The organism is Actinophytocola sp. (assembly GCF_035762905.1).
Classification (GTDB): domain Bacteria; phylum Actinomycetota; class Actinomycetes; order Mycobacteriales; family Pseudonocardiaceae; genus DASYTH01.
Genome location: NZ_DASUCC010000130.1, coordinates 28,319 through 47,203, shown reverse-complemented (window position 1 = coordinate 47,203; position 18,885 = coordinate 28,319). Strand labels below are relative to the sequence as shown.

15 protein-coding genes are annotated in these 18,885 nt (G+C 72.8%); 9 read left to right on the top strand and 6 right to left on the bottom strand.

Going from position 1 to position 18,885, the window contains the following annotated elements; all coding sequences use genetic code 11:
• The first annotated feature begins 299 nt into the window (after nt 1-299).
• Nucleotides 300-1,262 (top strand): ParB N-terminal domain-containing protein, encoded by a 963-nt coding sequence (locus VFV67_RS27285; RefSeq protein ID WP_326473519.1) that lies wholly within the window; start codon nt 300-302, stop codon nt 1,260-1,262.
• Nucleotides 1,263-1,427: 165 nt separating this feature from the next.
• On the opposite strand, the gene VFV67_RS27280 is transcribed toward VFV67_RS27285, so the two are convergent.
• Nucleotides 1,428-2,738 carry a condensation domain-containing protein gene (locus tag VFV67_RS27280; RefSeq protein ID WP_326473518.1) on the bottom strand — a complete coding sequence of 437 codons (1,311 nt, stop codon included), beginning with the start codon at nt 2,736-2,738 and terminating at the stop codon, nt 1,428-1,430.
• 33 nt (nt 2,739-2,771) lie between these two features.
• On the opposite strand from VFV67_RS27280, the gene VFV67_RS27275 reads away from it, so the two are divergent.
• Nucleotides 2,772-3,410, top strand: a complete 639-nt coding sequence (locus VFV67_RS27275) for a maleylpyruvate isomerase N-terminal domain-containing protein (RefSeq protein WP_326473517.1) — start codon at nt 2,772-2,774, stop codon at nt 3,408-3,410.
• 11 nt (nt 3,411-3,421) lie between these two features.
• Here the strand turns inward: VFV67_RS27275 and VFV67_RS27270 are convergent, their stop codons facing one another.
• Nucleotides 3,422-4,846, bottom strand: a complete 1,425-nt coding sequence (locus VFV67_RS27270) for an aminobutyraldehyde dehydrogenase (RefSeq protein ID WP_326473516.1) — start codon at nt 4,844-4,846, stop codon at nt 3,422-3,424.
• Entirely contained in the window at nt 4,843-6,090 is a 1,248-nt protein-coding gene (locus VFV67_RS27265; RefSeq protein ID WP_326473515.1) for a cytochrome P450, read from the bottom strand. Before VFV67_RS27265 ends, VFV67_RS27270 begins: the two co-directional genes overlap by 4 nt.
• Nucleotides 6,091-6,414: 324 nt before the next feature.
• Between VFV67_RS27265 and VFV67_RS27260 the strand changes: the two genes are divergently transcribed.
• The 7 genes from VFV67_RS27260 (at nt 6,415) to mdlC (ending at nt 14,018) form a co-directional block, all read left to right on the top strand.
• Nucleotides 6,415-7,788, top strand: coding sequence for an aromatic ring-hydroxylating oxygenase subunit alpha (locus VFV67_RS27260; RefSeq protein ID WP_326473514.1), 1,374 nt, complete (start codon nt 6,415-6,417; stop codon nt 7,786-7,788).
• Nucleotides 7,785-8,357: an aromatic-ring-hydroxylating dioxygenase subunit beta gene (locus VFV67_RS27255; RefSeq protein ID WP_326473513.1), complete on the top strand. Its 573-nt coding sequence runs from the start codon at nt 7,785-7,787 to the stop codon at nt 8,355-8,357. The genes VFV67_RS27260 and VFV67_RS27255 overlap by 4 nt, the downstream gene beginning before the upstream one ends.
• Before the next feature lie 113 nt (nt 8,358-8,470).
• Nucleotides 8,471-8,740, top strand: a complete 270-nt coding sequence (locus VFV67_RS27250) for a hypothetical protein (RefSeq protein WP_326473512.1) — start codon at nt 8,471-8,473, stop codon at nt 8,738-8,740.
• Nucleotides 8,737-9,633, top strand: coding sequence for a xanthine dehydrogenase family protein subunit M (locus tag VFV67_RS27245; protein WP_326473511.1), 897 nt, complete (start codon nt 8,737-8,739; stop codon nt 9,631-9,633). Before VFV67_RS27250 ends, VFV67_RS27245 begins: the two co-directional genes overlap by 4 nt.
• The gene (locus VFV67_RS27240; RefSeq protein ID WP_326473510.1) at nt 9,630-10,103 is read left to right on the top strand and encodes a (2Fe-2S)-binding protein; all 474 of its coding nucleotides are present in this window, start codon (nt 9,630-9,632) and stop codon (nt 10,101-10,103) included. Before VFV67_RS27245 ends, VFV67_RS27240 begins: the two co-directional genes overlap by 4 nt.
• Entirely contained in the window at nt 10,103-12,454 is a 2,352-nt protein-coding gene (locus tag VFV67_RS27235; RefSeq protein ID WP_326473509.1) for a xanthine dehydrogenase family protein molybdopterin-binding subunit, read from the top strand. Before VFV67_RS27240 ends, VFV67_RS27235 begins: the two co-directional genes overlap by 1 nt.
• Nucleotides 12,447-14,018: a benzoylformate decarboxylase gene (gene mdlC, locus VFV67_RS27230; protein ID WP_326473508.1), complete on the top strand. Its 1,572-nt coding sequence runs from the start codon at nt 12,447-12,449 to the stop codon at nt 14,016-14,018. Before VFV67_RS27235 ends, mdlC begins: the two co-directional genes overlap by 8 nt.
• A 9-nt stretch (nt 14,019-14,027) precedes the next feature.
• Here the strand turns inward: mdlC and VFV67_RS27225 are convergent, their stop codons facing one another.
• Genes VFV67_RS27225 through VFV67_RS27215 form a run of 3 tightly spaced genes read right to left on the bottom strand, consistent with a single transcriptional unit; the run spans nt 14,028 to nt 18,755 of the window.
• The gene (locus VFV67_RS27225) at nt 14,028-14,798 is read right to left on the bottom strand and encodes an SDR family oxidoreductase (protein ID WP_326473507.1); all 771 of its coding nucleotides are present in this window, start codon (nt 14,796-14,798) and stop codon (nt 14,028-14,030) included.
• Nucleotides 14,795-15,706 carry a VOC family protein gene (locus VFV67_RS27220; RefSeq protein WP_326473506.1) on the bottom strand — a complete coding sequence of 304 codons (912 nt, stop codon included), beginning with the start codon at nt 15,704-15,706 and terminating at the stop codon, nt 14,795-14,797. Before VFV67_RS27220 ends, VFV67_RS27225 begins: the two co-directional genes overlap by 4 nt.
• Before the next feature lie 13 nt (nt 15,707-15,719).
• On the bottom strand, nt 15,720-18,755 hold the full coding sequence (locus VFV67_RS27215) for an AMP-binding protein (RefSeq protein ID WP_326473505.1): 3,036 nt from the start codon (nt 18,753-18,755) through the stop codon (nt 15,720-15,722).
• Between the last annotated feature and the right edge of the window lie 130 nt (nt 18,756-18,885).

Genomic DNA, 18,885 nt, shown 5'->3' with positions numbered 1-18,885 from the left:
ATTCCATGGTGATTTGATCCACAGCGAATGAGGACCGCTTGGGGAGCCTTTGAGGATCGCACCGGGCGACCATCCAACATCGACACGGGTCGATCGGGGTTGCCGGAGAGTGCGAGGAGAATGGAATGAGCGACCGCCAGGGGGCGACAAGTGGCGCGATCCAACTGTTGGAGGCGGAAGCCGGTACCGCGGATTCGGTCGGCGTTTCTTGTGAAGAATGCCGGAAGGTGGTGCGCGCCGGCCGTTCAAGTGTCGGTAATCGACGGTTGAACGAGCCAATTGGTTTGTGCAATTTCTGTATGGCCGAGCAGGGCTTCGCCTCGTGGCCGCAGCTCGCCGCGATCAGGTCATTGACCTTGACCGACTCGCCACGGCTTGCCGGCGAGAACAGTGAGCACACCGCGCTGCTCGCCGCGCTGGAGGTGGAGCTCCCGCCGATCCTGGTGCACCGGTCGACGATGCGGGTCATCGACGGGATGCACCGGGTGCGCGCCGCCCTGCTCAACGGGCGGTCGGAGATCGCCGTGACGTACTTCGACGGCGACGAGGACGCGGCCTACCTGATGGGCGTGCAGGCGAACCTGGCCCACGGTCTGCCCCTCTCGCTGGCCGACCGGCGCGAGGCGGCCCGCCGGGTCATGGAGCGGTATTCCGAGTGGTCCGACCGGGCCATCGCCGAGGCGGTCGGGTTGTCCGCGGACGCGGTCGCGGCGGTCCGCAGGCGGGTGACCGCCGGGTCGACGCAACTCGAGGTGCGGGTGGGCCGGGACGGGCGGGTCCGCCCGGTCGACCCCGCCAAGGGGCGGCTGCGCGCGAGCAGGCTGCTCGCGGCCCGCCCCGATGCGTCGTTGCGTGAGGTGGCAAGGGAAGCCGGCATCGCCGTTGGTACCGCGCGGGACGTGCGCGAACGCATCAGGCGCGGGGCCGACCCGATCCCGGTCCGGCAACGCGCGGGCCGGGAGCCGGAGGCGAAGGCGGATCCGTTGCCCGCGCCGGTTTCCCTGCTCGACGAGGTGACCGGCCTGCTCGCCATCGTGCAGAGCCTCAAGCAGGACCCGTCGCTACGGTTCACCGAAACGGGGCGACGGCTGCTGCGCTGGCTGGACGTGCACGCGCTGCGCGAGGACGACCGGAACTGGGTCGTGGCAGCGGTTCCACCGCACTGCGCCGACCGGATCGCCGAACTCGCCCGAGGCTTCGCCCGAACCTGGCAGAGCCTCGCCGACACCATCGACCTACGCCAAACCAGCCAAACCAGCTAGTGCTGCGCCAAGGAGAGCGAGGTGGTCATCCCCGGATCCATCGCATGAAGCCTTGACCCGACCAACGCAACCTCAGGGGACCGTGACGCAACCCGGCCACAATCGCCCCGCAAACCCGCACGTTCGCCGGTACGCAACAACAGCAGTTAATCCCGGAGAGGCGGACTAGTGGATCACTGGGGCTTCGCTGATCGGCGCGTGTGGGTGCTCGTGGACGAAGCGGACCGTTGCCTCCAGGTCCATGGCGATGCACTCGACGGTGGCGGCGTCCAGCGGCGGTGAGACATACCGCAGGGACGCGTCGATCCCGTCCTGGCCGAGCACGAACGACACGAGCAGCGTCGGCCCGCCGTTCTCGCAGGTGGTGTCCTCGGCGAGCGGCACGTCGGCGACCCGCACCGGGGCCTGCTGCATCGTCATGTCCGGCGCGGCTGCGTACATCCCGTTGAGCTCGATCTCCCAGGCACCGAGCTGTCCCGCCCGCCAGCCGGGCGAGCGCCCGGTACGCGCGCAGACCTCCTCGAACGGCAGCTTCGCGAAGTGCTCGGTCCGGTACCGCAGCAGGTCCCGGCGGCGGTCGACGGCGTCGATGACCGTCGGGGTCTCGGAGTGGTCCACCAGGTCCACGACGTAGCTGCGCAGCAGGCCCTGCACGGCGAAGCCGCGGAACCGGCGCCGTCCACTGTGGATGATGCCGATGTTCGCCGGCCGGCCGTCCGCGCGGCGAAAGTACAGCCCGGCGCAGGCCGCGAGCACCTCGAACTGGGTGCACATCCGGTCCTGCGCCACCGCCGCGAGCGCCCGCCCGGTCTCCGGGGCGAGCGTCCAGCCGTGCGAGCCGATCGACACCTTCCCGGTCGCGAGCTTCTCGTCGATCATCCACTGCGGCAGGGCCGGCGAGCCCGCGTCGAGCAGCCGCACCCAGTCGTCGAACGTGTCCCGCAGGCCCTCGTCGAGCATCGCGGCGTAGTAGCCGGCGAACTGCTCGACGTCGGCCGGCTCGATCGTGCCGCCGTCGTAGCCGGTGCGGAGCTGGTCGAACACCAACTCGGCCGAGATGCCGTCGCTGCACACATGGTTGAGCACGCAGACGACGAGCGTCGCACCGCCGGCGACCCCGGCGAGGACCTGCACGGCGAGTTGCCTCGGCACCGCCCACCAGTCGTCGAGGGCGCCGACGTGGCGCGCGGCGTCCTGCGGCGTGCCGTCCCAGGGCACCACCCGCAGGACCTGCTCGTCGAGCTCGTCCGGCTCGCGGATCACCTGCGCCGGTTCGCCGTCGACCGGCTCGATCGCGGTGCGCAGGCTGTCGTGCAGCGCGACGACCCGGTCCGCCGCGGCCGCCAGCCGGTCGAGGGACAGCTCCGCCGCCACCACGTAGGCCGCGAACAGCCGCTTGGCCGGCCCGCACGTCGTCGGCGCGACGATGAAGTCGTGGTAGACGGCCTGTCCGGGGGTCATGGGCAGTACTCGCACGGTCGGTGGCTCCTCGTGATCTAGGGTTTGGCCATGGGTGATGTCCGGGGTCTGGCGCTCGCGACCGCCGATGCCATCCATGCGTTGCTGCGCGACCCCGGGCTGGCGCCGGCCTGGGACGGCGCCAGCGCGCTGCCGCGGTTCCTGGTGCGCGGCCTGGCCGGACATCTCGGCGCCCAGGTCTTCAACATCGAGCGAGTGCTCGCCGAGCCGCCCGGCGCCGGCGAAGTTCTTGCCGTGGAGACGCATTACGCGCGGGCCGCCTGGATCGGCGCGGACCTCGACGACCCGGTGAACGTGTCGGTGCGGGACGAGGGGGAGCGGCTCGCCGCGGGCGGCCAGGCGGCGCTGGCCGCGGACGTCGGCGCGGCCGTGCAGCGGCTGCGCGCGGCCCTGCCCGCCGAACCCGACGACCGGGTGGTGCTGATCCCGTGGTCGGGCCGCCGGCTGCGGCTCGACGACTTCCTGGTCACCAGGCTGCTGGAGATGGTGGTGCACGCCGACGACCTGGCGGCGAGCGCACCGGTGGCGGCGCCGGAACTTCCCGGCGCCGCCACCGATCTGGTGCTCGGGCTGCTGACCCGGCTCGCGGCCCGCCGGCACGGTCACGCCGCCGTGCTGCGCGCGCTCGCCAGGCCCGAGCGCGCCGCCGGGCCGATCACCGCCATCTGACCGCGGTGCGCTCACGCGTACCGGTGCATGACGTGCTTGACCCGGGTGTACTCCTCCAGCCCGTACAGGGACAGGTCCTTGCCGTAGCCGGAGTGCTTGAACCCGCCGTGCGGCATCTCGGTGGGGAACATGAGATGGGTGTTGACCCAGACGCAGCCGAAGTCGAGCTGGGTGCTCAATCGCATGGCGCGCGCGTGGTCGGTGGTCCACACCGACGACGCGAGGCCGTGCACCACCGAGTTGGCCGAGCGCACCGCCTCCGCCTCGGATCCGAAGCGCTGCACCGTGATCACCGGGCCGAAGATCTCCTCGGTGCTGACCCGGTCGTCGTCGCGCACGCCGGCGATGATCGTCGGAGCGAAGAAGTATCCGGCCGTGCCGACCCGCCGGCCGCCGGTCACCACCCGCGCGTGCGCCGGCAGGGTCTCGACGAACCCGCTCACCCTGGCGAACTGGTCGGCGTTGTTCAGCGGCCCGTACATGGCGCCCTCGTCGTCCGGACCGCCGGTGCGCACCGCGGCCACCGCCTTCGCCAGCGCGGCGAGCAGCTCGTCGTGGATCTCGTCGGCGACCAGCACCCGGGAGGCCGCGGTGCAGTCCTGCCCGGCGTTGCTCAGCGCCCCGGTCACGATGCCGGACACGACGGCATCGAGGTCCGCGTCGGCGCAGACCACGACCGGGGTCTTGCCGCCGAGCTCCAGCTGGGCGCGCTTGAGGCCGCCGGCGGCGGTGGTCGCCACGTCGATGCCGGTCGCGATGGATCCGGTGAGCGCCACCGCGGCCGGGACCGGGTGCGCGACCATCAGCCGGCCGGTCTCCGGCCCGCCGCAGACCACGTTGAGCACCCCTGGCGGCAGGAACTCGGCGGCGATCTCGGCGTAGCGCAGCGCCGTCGCCGGCGTCGTCTCGGCCGGCTTGAGGACCACCGTGTTGCCCGCCGCCAATGCCGGCGCGGACTTGAGCACCGCCATCATCATCGGGTAGTTCCACGGCGCCAGCTGCGCGCAGACGCCGAGCGGCTCGCGCCGCACGTAGGAGGTGTGTCCCTGGGCGTACTCCCCGGCCGCCAGGCCGGGCAGCACCCGCGCGGCACCGGCGAAGAAGCGCAGCTGGTCCCCGGCGAGCGGGATCTCGCCGGCCGCGGCCCGGCTGCCGGTCTGGCGCAGCTCGGCCGCCGCGAGCTCCGGGAGGTGCTCGGCCAGCGCGTCCGCCACCCGCAGCAGCATCGCCTGGCGCTCCGCGGGAGTGGTGGCCCGCCAGCGTTCGAAGGCGGTCGCCGCGCTGCGCATGGCCGCGTCGACGGCCGCCTCGTCCGACGACGGCGCGGTCCCGTACACCGCACCGGTGACCGGGTCGACCAGGTCGTGCCGCTCGCTGCTCGCCGCGTCGTCCGGCTTGCCGTCGACGAAGTTGGTCAGGCTCGTCTGCCGGGTCATGACTCCGCCACCGCAAGGGTCTGGAAGCCGTGGAACCCGAGGTTGTTGTTCCAGTTCAGCTCCTGCGGGCAGACCCGCAGCATCGGGAACCGCTCGTACAGGCTCGCCAGCGCGATCCGGGTGGTCTGGCGCACCAGCGGGTCGCCGAAGCACAGGTGCCGGCCGGCGCCGAAGGTCAGGTGCCGGTTCGGCGCCGGCCTGGTCAGCACCAGCGAACCGGCGTCCGGGAACGCCTGCTCGTCGCGGTTGGCCGAGGCCACGTACAGCAGCATGGGCCGGCCGGCCTCGATCAGGCAGTGGGTGCCCCGGGCGTCGACGTAGTCGAAGTCGGTATTGGAGATCCGGCCGACGAACTGCACCGGCGTGCAGTAGCGCAGCACCTCCTCGACGGCGTCGTCGACGGTGTCCTTCGCCAGCAACAGCTTCCGGTCGGACACGGGCCGCGAGTCCAGCGTGTGGACGGCGTTGCCCACGAGGTAGCGGATGGAGGCGACCCCGGCGAACAGCAGCAGCGCGGCCTGCGCCACGACCTCGTCGGCGTCGAAGCGGCTGCCGCGCACCTCGGTCGTGCGCAGCGTCTGCAGCAGACCCCCGGCGCGCGCGGCGTGCGCCACGATGTCCGGCGAGGCAAGGAACTCGACCAGCTCCTTGGTGCTCTTCCTGGTCTGCAGGACGTGCTCGAGCGAGACCTGGGTGGAGCCGAACAGGTGCGCGATGTCGTCGGTCCACCGGGTGAGGTCGGGGTGGTGCTCGACCGGCACCCCGAGCACGGCGGCGATCACCATGGCCGGCAGCGGGAACGCGAAGTCGGTCATCAGGTCGAAGCCGGCCGGGTCGACCGAGTCGAGTAGCCGGTCGACGATGGCCTGGATGCGCGGCTCGAGGAACTCGTCGGTGAACGGGACGTAGCTGCGGTTGGCCTGGCGGCGCAGTTTCGTGTGGCTCGGCCCGTCGTGGAAGGCGAGCCAGCGTTCGAACACGCCCACCATGTCCGCAACGGCGTCGCGCTGGTCCGGCGGCAGGAACCACAGCGGCACCGCCGCGCGCGCGTTGGACAGCCGCTCGTCGGTCATCAGCGCGACGTTGTCGGCGTAGCTGAAGAACAGCCACGCACCGCCGAAGATCCGGTCGGAGTGGTAGGACGGTTTCTCGGCCCGCATACGTGCGTAGAACGGGAACGGATCGGGAATATACTTGTCCTCGTTGTGGGTGAACTCTTCCGGGGTCAAGGCTTCAGAACTCAATATCCACTCCCGTGAGCGAACGGCGTTTTTCGGCGCGTGGAGATGCCGGAGTGCGTCAGCACTCCGGCAATGACAGGTGCAATTCGGGCCGGCTGCCCGGCTCCCCAGTTAGGACCAACGCATTCGGTGGCCGACCAATTCAAACAGTCGCGTCAGGCAGCCCGCAACCCCTGGTCAACTAGGCGGTCGACCTGTCTATGGGACAGAGTGGACAGGTCGGGACCGGTCATCCATACTTCGGCGCAGCGGCGGGAATGGGTGACCCAATATACCCCCCGCGTTCGCGTTCAGAGGAATTTCGAACCGAAATCCCGGGAGTCGTTGATGTCCGCCGTTCCAGACTGGGGAACAACCCAGCGGCCGTACCGGCCGGATCGCAGGATCTTCGCCGACGACGAGGTCCTCATGCGGGAACTCGAGTTGGTGTTCAAACCCTCATGGCAGTTCGTCGCGTTCGAGTCCGAGCTGCCGGATGCCGGTGACTACGTGGTGCGCAGGATGGGCCGCGACAGCGTGATCGTCACCCGCGACGAGCACGGCGCGCTCACCGTCCTGCTCAACTCGTGCAACCACCGGGGCACCCAGCTGTGCCGGGCGACGTTCGGCAACTCGGCCCACTTCCGCTGCAGCTACCACGGCTGGACCTACGGCAACGACGGCCGGCTGGTCGGGGTGCCGCACCTGCGCACCGCGTACCCCGCCGGGTTCGACAAGTCGCTCTACGACCTGCGCCGCGCGCGGGTGAGCGCCTATCGCGGCTTCGTCTTCGCCACCTGGCGGCAGGACGGGCCGTCGCTGGAGACCTACCTCGGCGCCTTCCGCTGGTACCTCGACGCGATGCTCGACCTCGCCGGCGGTGAGTGGGAGGTGTACGGCCCGCCCCAGCGCTCGATCACCAAGGGCAACTGGAAGGTGCCGACCGACAACTTCGCCGGCGACGGCTACCACATGGGCACCACCCACCAGGCCGCGTTCGAGCAGGGCGTCTACGGCGACTCGCTGGCCAGCGGCACCCTGGGGCGCAAGGCACTCGAGCTCATCGGCATCAACGTGAGCACCGACCAGGGGCACAGCCTGCGCGCCGGCTACGTCGTGGAGAAGGGCGCGCGGAGCGTCAACCCCGACAGCTCCGATCCGGTGTACCTCGGCTACCCGAGCGAGGTGTGGCCGGCGTTCACCGCGGCGCAGACCCCGGAGCAGGTTCGGTTCAACTCCCGCTGCGAGGTGCTGCACGGCGCCGTGTTCCCGAACGCGGCCTACCTCAGCGTCTCCCACGACAAGGCGATCGGCCGGGAGGACGACCCGCTGACCAAGTACACGGTCTGGCGCACCCACACGCCGATCGATGCCCGCCACACCGAGTGTCTCTATTGGACGCTGGTGCCGAAGATGATGCCGGAGGAGTGGAAGCGCCGCTCGTACCAGTTCCAGGCGAGGTCGCAGTCGGCCGGCGGAATGCTCTTCGAGATGGACGACTTCGAGAACTTCGCCCGCATCGACAGCGTCGTGAACGGCCCGGTGGCCGGCGGCGAGCCGCTCGACCTGACCCTCGGCCTCGGTCTCGGCGAGCCGGTCGGCGACTTCCCAGGGCCGGGCAACGCCGAGTACTGCACGCTTTCCGAGCACAACCAGCGCGCCTTCTACCGCAGATGGGGCGAGTTGATGGGTTATGACGGCCTGATGGGAGCGGCGGCATGACCGAGCTGATCACACCGCCGGTCGCCGAGTGCGCGTTCGAGCGCCTGCCGTTCCCGGACCGCGGCGCCCGGCGGCGCGACCTGACGGCGGCGGTCACCGAGTTCTACACCGACGAGGCCGCGGCACTGGACGAGAACCGGCCGGACGACTGGCTGGAGCTGCTCGCCGACGGCTTCGTCTACCAGGTGCCGGTGCCGCTGCTGCGCGAGGATCCCGCGCTGCCCCGGCACAGCGGCCGGGCGATGCTCTACGAGGCGACCAAGCACATCATGGCGATGAAGCTCGGTCGCGTCGGCAAGCACTACGCATGGTCGGACCGGCCCGGCGCGTCCATCCGGCACATCGTGGGCGGGGTCAAGGTGTTCGACACCGGCCGCCCGGACGACTTCCGGGTCGACAGCAACGTCATCGCCACCTGGAACCGGGGCGTCGAGGAGTCGACGCTGGTCACCGCCGGCCGCCAGGACGTGCTGCGCCACCTCGGCGGCGAGCGGTTCCTGTTGCTGCGCAGGCGGGTCCTGCTGGACACCGAGGTCCCCACGTACCAGCAGCTGTCGATCATCCTTTAGTAGTCAGGAGTCTCAAGCGTGAGCGAGCTTGCGAGCGAACCATCGAGCACTGCCCCGGCGCCGAGCCTGCGAGGCGGCGGGGTTTGCCGGCACCGAGCTTGCGAGGTGGCGGCGTGAGCGGACTTGCCTGGACCGCGGACGAGCGCCAGGAACGGGAACTGTGCCGGATCACCTGTGAGTCGGCCGCGATCGCCGTGCTCGCCGCGCCGACCGGGAACGGTATGCGACTCAAGATCGTGTCCGAGCGGTCCGGTGCGGCCATCCTGCTGGACGCGACGGTGCTCGAAGCGCTGTGCCACCTCGCCCCGGCCGCGGTCACCGACCTGGTCCGGGTCCGTACCGAGGACGGTGCCGGCACCGTCCCGACCCTGGAGCAACCGTGAAGCCGGCGGCGTTCGAGTACCTGCGCCCGGCCACGGTCGCCGGCGTGCTCGACGCGCTCGGCGGACCCCGGCAGGACGTCGCCGTCCTGGCCGGCGGTCAAAGCCTGGTGCCGAGGATGAACCTGCGGGTGGCGCGGCCGGCCGCGGTGGTCGACATCAACCGAGTGCCCGGCCTGGACGGCATCGAGGTCACCGCCGGCACCGTCCGCCTCGGCGCCATGGTCCGCATCGCCCGGCTGCTGCGCGAACCCGCGCTGCGGGACCGGCTGCCCGTGCTGACCGAGGCGGCAGCGCTGGTCGGCCACCCGCAGATCCGCAGCCGGGCGACCGTCGGCGGCTCGCTCTGCCACGCCGACCCGGCCGCCGAACTGCCCACGCTCGCGGTCACGTTGGGCGCGCGCCTGCACCTGCGCTCGGCCGCAGGCGACCGGGTCGTGCCGGCCGGCGAGTTCTTCCTGGCGCCGCACACCACCGCGCGGCGGCCCGGTGAGCTGCTCACCGGGATCGAGCTCCCGGTGCCGCCCGGGCTCGCCGCCCGGTTCGTCGAGTTCTCCCGCCGGGCCAACGACCTTCCGCTCGTCGGCGTCGCCGTCGCGCTCGTGCTCGACGACGGCGTCATCACGTCCGCCCGGATCGGCGCCGGCGGGGTCGGGCCGGTCCCGGTGCGGCTGCCCGGCGCGGAGCAGGTGCTCACCGGCCGGGCGCTCGCCGAGCTGGTGCCCGGACCAGGGGGCCACCCGCCCGACCACCCGCTGCGCCGGGCCCTCGCCGCGGCGGCCGACGAGGCCGACCCACCCGAGGAGCCGGTCTTCCGCGCCGGCCTGCTGCGGGCCGCGATCCGGCGTGCGGTCACCGAACTCGCGACCGAGGGCAGCACCGGGGAGGCCAGATGAACGACTGGGATGTACGGGTCACCGTCAACGGTGTGCCGCACCGGCGCACGACGCAGGCCCGCACGCTGCTGAGTGACTTCCTGCGCCACGAGCTCGGGCTGACCGGCACCCACGTCGGCTGCGAGCAGGGTGCGTGCGGTTCGTGCACCGTGCTCGTCGACGGCGAGCCGGTGCGTTCCTGCCTGATGTTCGCCGTGCAGGCGGATGGGCAGCAGGTCGAGACGGTGGAGGGACTGGCCGGCGACGCGGAGCTGTCCGGCCTGCAGGACGCGATGATGCGCGAGCACGGCCTGCAGTGCGGCTTCTGCACGCCGGGCGTGCTGATGACCCTGACCGCCGCCGAGCGTGCCGGGTGCTCCGCCGAGGAGGCGGCCGGGCCGCAGCTCGGCGGGCACACCTGCCGCTGCACCGGCTACGCGGGCATCCGCGCGGCGATCGAGCGGCACTGGTCGCGACGGAAGGATTCGTGATGGCGCACGAGACGCCCTACGTCGGCCGGTCGATGCCGCGACCGCAGGACCCGCGGCTGCTGCGCGGTCAGGGCCGCTACGTCGACGACATCGAGGAGGTCGGCGCGTGGCATGCCGCGATCGTGCGCAGTCCGGTCGCGCACGGGCGGCTGACCCGGTTCGACGCGACCGCCGTCCTGGCGGCGGGACTGGCCCGGCTCGTGCTCGGGCCGCAGGAGCTGGCCCGGCTGGCCGATCCGCTGCCGACCAAGTGGCGACTGCCCGGCCAGCACCTGACCGGCATCCCGGTGGCCACGACGACCGCGCGGTACGTCGGGCAGCCGCTCGGCGTGGTCGTCGCCGCCTCCAGGGCCGAGGCCGAGGACGCCGCGGAACAGGTGCTCCTCGAGTTCGACGAGCTCGCGGTCGTGTCCGACACGGTCGCCGCCACCACGCCCGGCGCGGCGCTGTTGTACCCGGAGCACGGCAGCAACATCGCCGGACAGATCCACTTCGGGTCCGACGACGAGACGCTGACCGCGGCCATCGACGCCGCACCGCACGTCATCGACCGGGAGTTCCGGGTGCAGCGCATCGCGCAGAGCCCGATGGAGCCGCGCGGCGTGCTCGCCGAGTGGATCCCCGGCACCGGGGCGCTCACCGCGTGGCTGAGCAGCCAGTCGCCGCAGGCGGTCCGGCAGGAGCTGGCCGTCAGCCTCCGGTTGCGGGCCGACCAGGTCCGCGTCGTCGCCACCGACGTCGGCGGCTCGTTCGGCGGCAAGAACACGCTCTACGTCGACGAGACGATGGTGTGCGCCGCGGCCATGGTGCTCGGCGGGCGGGTCAAGTGGATCGAGGACCGCCGGGAGAACCTGCTCGCCGCCTACCAGGGCCGCGGCCAGCGCGCCAGGGCCCGGCTCGCGCTCGACGCGGCCGGCCGGTTCCTCGCCATCCACGCCGACATCGTCGGTGACCTCGGCGCCTTCGCCAGCCAGGCGGGCAGCGGCCCGTTCCAGGTGACCGGGCTGGCCATCGAGGGGCCCTACCGGTTCGCCTCGGCCGGCGCGACGATCACCGGGGTCTACACCAACCTCGTGCCGACCTGCGCCTACCGCGGCTACGGCATGCAGGAGGCCGCCTGGATCCGGGAACGCCTGATCGACGAGGCGGCCCGGGAGCTCGGCCTGGACCCGGTCGAGCTGCGGCTGCGCAACCTCGTCACGCCGGCCGAGCTGCCGTACACGACCCACACGATGCTCACCTACGACTCCGGCGACTACCCGGCCGCACTGCGGCGCGCGGCGGAGCTGGCCGACCGGTTCCGCCCGGCGCCGGACGCGCCGGGCGGCGAGCTCCGCCGCGGCGTGGGCCTGGCCTGCAGCGTCGAGGTCACCGGGTTCGCGCCGAGTGCGCTGCTCGAGATGTTCCAGATCCACTGGGCCGGTTGGGAGAGCGGCCGGATCCGGGTCAACGAGGACGGCAGCGTGTCGGTCACCTCCGGCGTGATGGCGGTGGGACAGGGCATCGAGACGGCCCTGGCGCAGATCGTCGCCGACGAGCTGCGGGTGCCCATCGACTGGATCCGGGTCCACCTCGGCGACACCGCCGTGTCGTCCTACTCGGACCTGTCCTCGCAGGCCAGCCGCTCGGTCACGCTCGCGGGCGGGGCGCTGGTCCAGGCCGGCGCCCGGATGCGCGAGCGGATGCGCGGCCTGGCCGCCGGCGCGCTCGGCGTCCCGGCGGACGCGGTGACCTGGAACGGCGCCGTGTTCGGCGGCGGCCCCGGCACCGGCACGCTGACCTGGCGCGAGGTCGCCCACCGGGGCTGGATGGGTTGGGGCCGCGGCGATGCGGCCCGCATCCAGCTGGAGGAGGTCGCGGACTTCGACCCGCCGGCGATCACCTACGCGTACTCCGTCGCCGGTGCCGCCGTCGCGGCCGAGACCGACACCGGCCGGCTCACCGTCGAGGCGTACTGGTCGGTCAACGACAGCGGCGTTCTGGTGAACCCGATGCTCGCCGACGGGCAGCTCGCCGGCGGCATCGCGCAGGGCCTCGGCCTGGCGCTGCTGGAGGAGATCCGGCACGACCCGGAGACCGGGCAGCCGCTCTGCACGACCCTCAGCGACTACCTGCTGCCGTCGCCGTCGGACGTGCCGGACCCGGTCATCGAGCACCGGTGCACGCCGAGCACGGTCATTCCCGGCGGGTTCAAGGGACTCGGCGAAGGCGGGATCATCCCCACGGCGGCCGCGGTCGGCAACGCGCTCGCCGCCGCCGTGCCGGAGATCGCCGCCGACCTCGTCGCGACCCCGCTGGCGCCGGCCACGCTCTGGCCCATGCTCGACAAGGCGGGCCTTGCCGATGGCTGAGCCGACGACCGTCCGCGGCGCGACGATCGAGCTGATGCGCGCGCTCGGGCTGACGACGATCTTCGGCAACCCCGGCTCGACCGAGCTGCCGATGTTCCGGGACCTGCCCGACGACTTCCGCTACGTGCTCGGCCTGCAGGAGTCCGTGGCGCTGAGCATGGCCGACGGGTACGCGCAGGCGACCCGGCGGGCGGCGATGGTCAACCTGCACTCGGCCATCGGCGTCGGGCACGCCATGGGCAGCATCTTCACCGCGTACCGCAACCGCACCCCGCTGGTGATCACCGCCGGCCAGCAGGCCAGGGCGCTGCTGGCCGGCGAGCCGTACCTGTACTCGGAGGACCCGGCGGCGCTGCCCCGCCCGTACGTCAAGTGGAGTCGCGAGCCGGCACGGGCGCAGGACGTGCCGGCCGCGATCGCCCGGGCCTACCACGTGGCGATGAGCCCGCCGCGCGGTCCGGCCCTGGTGTCGATCCCCGTCGACGACTGGGACTCACCCGCCGCGGCCGTGCCACCGCGGCGGGTGAGCCAGGTGATCCGCGCGGGCGCGGACGACCTCGCCGAGCTCGGCGCGGCACTGGCCGCGGCCCGGCGCCCGGTGTTCGTGGTCGGGGCGCTGGTGGACCAGGAGCCCGCCTTCGCCGAGACCGTGCGGCTCGCCGAGGTGCACCAGGCCAGGGTGTGGGCCGCGCCGATGTCGTCGCGGTGCAGTTTTCCCGAGTCGCATCCGCTGTTCGCCGGATTCCTGCCACCGGACCGGGCCGGCCTGCGGGACTGCCTCGGCGACACCGACCTGGTCCTGGTGCTCGGCGCGCCGGTGTTCACCTACCGCCTCGCCGGCGACGGGCCCTACCTGCCCGACGGTGCGCGGCTGTGGCAGCTCACCGACGACGCGCAGCAGGCGGCCTGGACCCCGCTCGGCACGGCACTGGTGACGAGCATCGCCCCCGCGGTGGCGGACCTGCTGCGCCACCCACCGCCGGACCCGCGGCCGGCCCCGCCGCGCCGGGGCCGGCCCGCGCCGGTCGAGGCCACCGGGCCGATCTCGGTCGAGTTCCTCATGCAGACCCTCGACCGGCTCCGCCCACCGGACAGCGTGATCGTCGAGGAGGCGCCGAGCAGCCGGCCGGTCATGTGCGAGTACCTGCCCAACAACGCGCCGGAGAGCTTCTTCACCTGCGCCAGCGGCGGGCTCGGACTCGGCCTGCCCTCGGCCGTCGGGATGTTGCTCGGCCGGCCGGACCGGCGGGTGATCGCGGTGATCGGCGACGGCTCGATGATGTACTCGATCCAGGCGCTGTGGTCGGCCGCCCAGCTCGGTGCCACGCCGATGACCGTGGTGGTGGTGAACAACGGCGGCTACTCGACCGTGCACCACTTCGCCCGGCTGCTCGGCATGGCCAAGCCGGTCGGCGCCGACCTGCCCGGCCTCGACTTCGCCGGCCTTGCCCGCGCCCAGGGTTGCCGGGGCGCGCGGGTGGACCGGGCCGCCGACCTGCCGGCCCGGCTCGCCGAGGCGCTCGCCGGCGACGTGCCGTACGTGCTGGACGTGATCGTCTCCTGACCGAACAGGTCAGCGGACGACGAGACCGCCGTCGGGCCGCAGGATCTCGCCGGTGAGGCCGAACGCGTCCGGGCCGGCCAGGAACCGGTACAGCGGCGCGAGCCGCTCGGGAGTGGCCAGGGCGCCGAGTGGGTTGAGCGACCGGATGGCCGCCGCGATCGGTTCCGGCTCGGCGTAGACGTCGCTGCCGTCGGCGGCCCGCAGTCGCGTGATCACCCCGCCCGGCGCGACGGCGTTGACCCGCACGTGTGGCGCGAGGTCCGCGGCCAGGTGGCGCACCACGCCGACGCAGGCATGTTTCGCCGCCGCGTAGGCGATCCCCGCCCCGTTGCCACTGACCAGGAACGACGCGTCGGACAGCGTGAACACCATGCTGCCCCGGCTGCGGGTCAGGTGTTCCGCGGTCGCCCGCGCGCCGAGCAGGTAACCGACGACGTCGACATCGAGCACCCGCCGGGTCAGCTCGGCCAGCCGCGGCCCGTCGCGATCGAGCAGCCGCACGCCGCCGTCGTGGATGCCGGCGTTGCCGACGAACAGGTCGAGCCGCCCCGACCGGCGCAGCGCCTCGGCGACGGCGCGTTCGTTGTCGGCCGGCTCGGTGACGTCCCCGCGGACGAACGCGACGCCGGCCGGCAGGGGACACCGCGGCTCGGTCCGGTCGAACGCCACGACGGCGTAGCCGTTGCCGGCGAGGTCATCGACGACGGCCCGGCCGATCCCGGAGGCTCCGCCGGTGACCAGCGCGACCGGGCGCCCCGCACCGGCGCCGCGCCCGGTCACACCGGCGGCGGGGTCCACAGCCCGGGATCGGGCCGTCCCCGCAGGGTCGTTCGAACGACGTCGTCGAGCCGGTTGGACGTGCCCCACTGGTCGGTGCCCTGGTCCGTGGCGGCGTGCACGCGCGGTCGCCAGGTGGCCTCGTCCACGATCTGCATGGCGGTGGTGTACTCGGTGACGAACCCGCTGGACGGCTCCGCGAAGTAGGAGAACGCGTTGTCGCCGACGCCGTGCCGGCCGGGCCCCCAGATCGGTTGGTGCCCGGCCCGCATCATCCGCCCGGTGGCCCGCATGAACTCGTCGATGCCGAGCACCTCGAACGCGACGTGGTTGAGCGAGGCGTGCCCGGCCGAGGTGAACGCGATGAGATGGTGGGCCGGGCCGGTGCGCAGGAAGCAGAAGTGGCGCTCCACCCAGTCGGAGACCGTGAAGCCGAGCACGTCCTCGTAGAACCGGCGGGACCGGTCCACGTCGGGGGTGTTGAGCACGACGTGGCTGATCGCGACCGGGCGGCTCTCGGTGGCGGTGACCGGGTCGTACGAGCGCTCCTCGACCCCGGCGGACACCTCGACGGTGCGGCCGTCGCAGTCGAGGAAGCGGGTCGCGTAACCGCCGCCGCGCTCCTGCCGAGGGCCGGGCGCGGCGACCAGCCTGGCGTCGTCGCGGCGGGTGACGCGTTCGGCGACGGCGTCCACGTCCGACGTTCGCGGCGCCGCGAACGCGAGCAGGTCCACCCTCGGCTCGGTGGTCGCGCGCAGCCGCAGGCTGTAGCTCTCCGCGCAGGCGGAGCCGAGGTAGACCCGGTCGTCGTCGACGCCGACCACGTCGAGCTGCCACTGGTGCTCGTAGAAGTCCCTGGCGCGGGCCAGGTCCGGCAGGCCGAGGCTGACCTGGCGAATGTGCGAAATCATGCCCGTGGATCTCCTATCGGGTCGCGGCGGCCCGCGCCGCGACGGCGTCGAGGACGGCGTGAAACGCCGCGACGATGGCGTCGAGCCGGCCGGCGGAGGTGCTGGCGTCGCGCCGCCAGACCAGGCACACCCGGTCCGCGATCCGGGTCACGCGGCACTCGACCGGCGCCGCCAGCGGCCGGGCCGGGAGCTCGACCGGGTGCAGCCGGAGGTCGCCGACCGTGACCGGCCCTTCGGACATGCCGGCGGCGAACCGCATGAGCTGGGCCAGCGCCGGTCTCGGGCCGATGTCGTCGACCAGCAGCACCCGGGCCGCCGGGCCGGCCGGCCGGGGGTGCTCGAGCGCGTCGCGCACGGCCGGCAGCACCGCGAACGCGTCCGTGTTGGTGCCGCCGGGCACGGTCACCACCCGGGCGAACCGGCCGACGAGGTCGTGGAACTCGGGCCGGTCGCGGCCCCAGTGCACCGCCGCCGCGCAGCCGTCCCCGCCGGTCGCGTGCACCAGTGCGGCGAGCAGCACGGTCTGGACGGTCACGCCCTCGCGGTCGGCCACCTGCCGCAGGCCCTCGGTCAGCGCGGGATCGAGGGTCTGCCCGACGGTTCCGGCGGCCGCACCGGCCGGCGCGCACGGCGTCGCGACGTGGCCCTGCTCGGCCGACCACTGGACGAAGTCGGGGTAGCGGAACGGAAGCGACGGCAGGTAGGCGTCGTCGCCGGCCCGCTGACCGCCGAGCATCATCGACAGGTCGCGGAGCAGGACGGCGAGTGACCACCGGTCGGCCGCGAGCTTGTGCACGCCGATCGCGATGACCGGCGCCCGGTCACCGTCGCGCAGCAGCCGCACGCGCAGCGGCCTGGCGCCGCCGGACGACGGTGTCCGCGCCGCCTCCTCGGCGAGCGTGCCGAGCCGGTCCGACAGGTCACCGTGCGGCACGTGGTCGGCGGCGAAGTCCACGTCGAGCCGGGCGGCGATGCGCTGTGCCGGTCCGGCGCCGGCCGGCAGCACCGCCAGCCGCAGCGCGGGATGCCGGTCGACCAACCCCTGGAATGCGGCGCGCAGGCCGGCCTCGTCGACGTCGCCGTGGATCCGCGCCGCGATCAGGTGGGCGTTGCCCGGCACCGGCGGGCCCGCGTGGGGCAGTTGCGCCGCGGACAGCGGGAACTCCGTGCGGTCCGCGGCGGGCAGCAGCGCGGCGGCGGCCCGCTCCGGATCGGCGAGCCCGGCGGCGACCTCGCCGAGCGAGCGCGCGCTCAGCAGGGTGCCGAGGTTGGCCGGCACCCCGAGATCCCGCTCGATGGCCACCCGCAGCTGCATCGCCAGCAGCGAGTTCAGGCCGGTGGCCAGGATCGGTGCCCCGACATCGATGCGCTCCTCGGGTTTGCGCAGCAGCCGGGCGAGCTGGCCGACCAGGTACCTGGTCGTCTCGGCGCGCCGCTCGTCGGTCTGCCGGACGGTGCCGGCCGCCGGCTCGGTCCCGGGCTCCGCGCTGAGGTCGAGGTTGCGCCGCAGCACCTTGCCGAGCGGGGAACGGGGCAGGGCGTCGCGAAACACGACCCGGTGCGGCACCTTGTAGTCGGTCAGCCGGGCGCGGCAGAAGCCGAGCAGCTCGTCGGCCAACTCGGCGTCGCCGACACCGTTGCCCTGCCCGGCAACCACGACGGCGACGAGCAGCTCGTCGCCGCCCCGGGTGCCGACGCCCGTGACGACGGCCTCGCGGACCCGGTCGTGCTCGACCAGCACGGCCTCGACCTCGAGCGGGTTGACCTTGCGGCCGCCGGTGTCGATGAGCAGGTTGATCCGGCCGGTGATGTGCAGCCGGCCGTCCTCGTCGATCATCCCCACGTCGCCGGTGTGGTAGAAGCCGTCGGCGAGGACTCGCGCGGTGAGGTCCGGGCGCCCGTCGTAGCCGGTCATCACCGACGGCCCTCGGACGGCGACCTCGCCGACCGAGCCGGGTGGCAGCGGCCGCCGGGCGGAGTCGACCAGCCGGATCTCGACCCCGGTCAGCGGATGGCCGACGGAGCCGGCGACCGCCTGCCGCGGATCCCGGCAGTCCCAGGCGACACTGCCCGCCTCGGAGCTGCCGTACGTCTGGCGGATCGGTTTGCCGTACCGGCGCAGGAAACGCTCCGCGGTCGCGGCGGGCAGGAAGTTGCCGCCGGAGAGGAACAGCCGCACGCTGGACACGTCCGCCGGGTGGCTTTCGTCGACGTCGGCGAGCAGCTCGTAGATGTAGGGCACGGCGGGCACGATCGTGGCCCGGTGCGCCTCGATCATCGCCAGTACCCGGTCGATCCGGGCACCGAGCACGAGTTGCGCCCCGCCGTCCTGGTCCGGCGGACCGGTCTGTTCGAGCAGGACCAGCGTCGCGCCGGCCCGGGCCGCGGCGATCATGCAGCAGAACTGGCCGAGCGCGTGGAACAGCGGCACCACGCAGAGCAACCGGTCGTCCGGCCCGATTCCGGCGGTGGCGGTGATGTTGCCGGCCTCGGCCACCTGGTTGCGTTGGGTGCGGCAGATCCGTTTCGGTGTGCCGGTCGAGCCGGAGGAGTAGGTCACCGACCAGTCACCCGGGTAGGGCTCGGCCGGCGCGGGCAGGGCGGTCGTGCTGGCGGTGCCGGCGAACAGGTCGGCCGCGAGGAGGTGCGTGCCCCGTTCGCCGCCGACGACCGCGATCTTGGCGCCGAGGTCGGCGCGTTCGGCGAGCAGGCGCTGGAACGTCCCGGCGGCCATCGCGTGGGTGACGACGAGGGCGGGCTCCGCGTCGCGGATGCACCGGCGCAGCTCCGGCTCGGCGGCATTGGGGTCGATCGCATAGATCTTGGCGTGCAGCAGCGCCGTGGCGAAGTACACCATGACGAACTCGGGGCAGTTGGTGAGTGCCAGCAGCACGGTGTCGCCGGGCCCGACGCCGTGCAGGCGCAGCCCGTCCGCGCCGGCCCGCACGGACCGGTAGAGCTCCTGGTAGCTGATCCGTCGGTCGAGATGGACGATCGCGTCGTTGGTGGGCACGGCGGCGGCGCTGGCCCGCAACATCTCGTCGATCATGATTCCCCAAAGTGTGCTGATGTGCCGAAACCTGCTCGTGGCATGACCTGCCCGCGGCGGATGAGAATGCGGTGGACAAACGCTAGCAATGTTCGGCTGGCGGCGGCAAATATCGGTCAACTTGCGATAT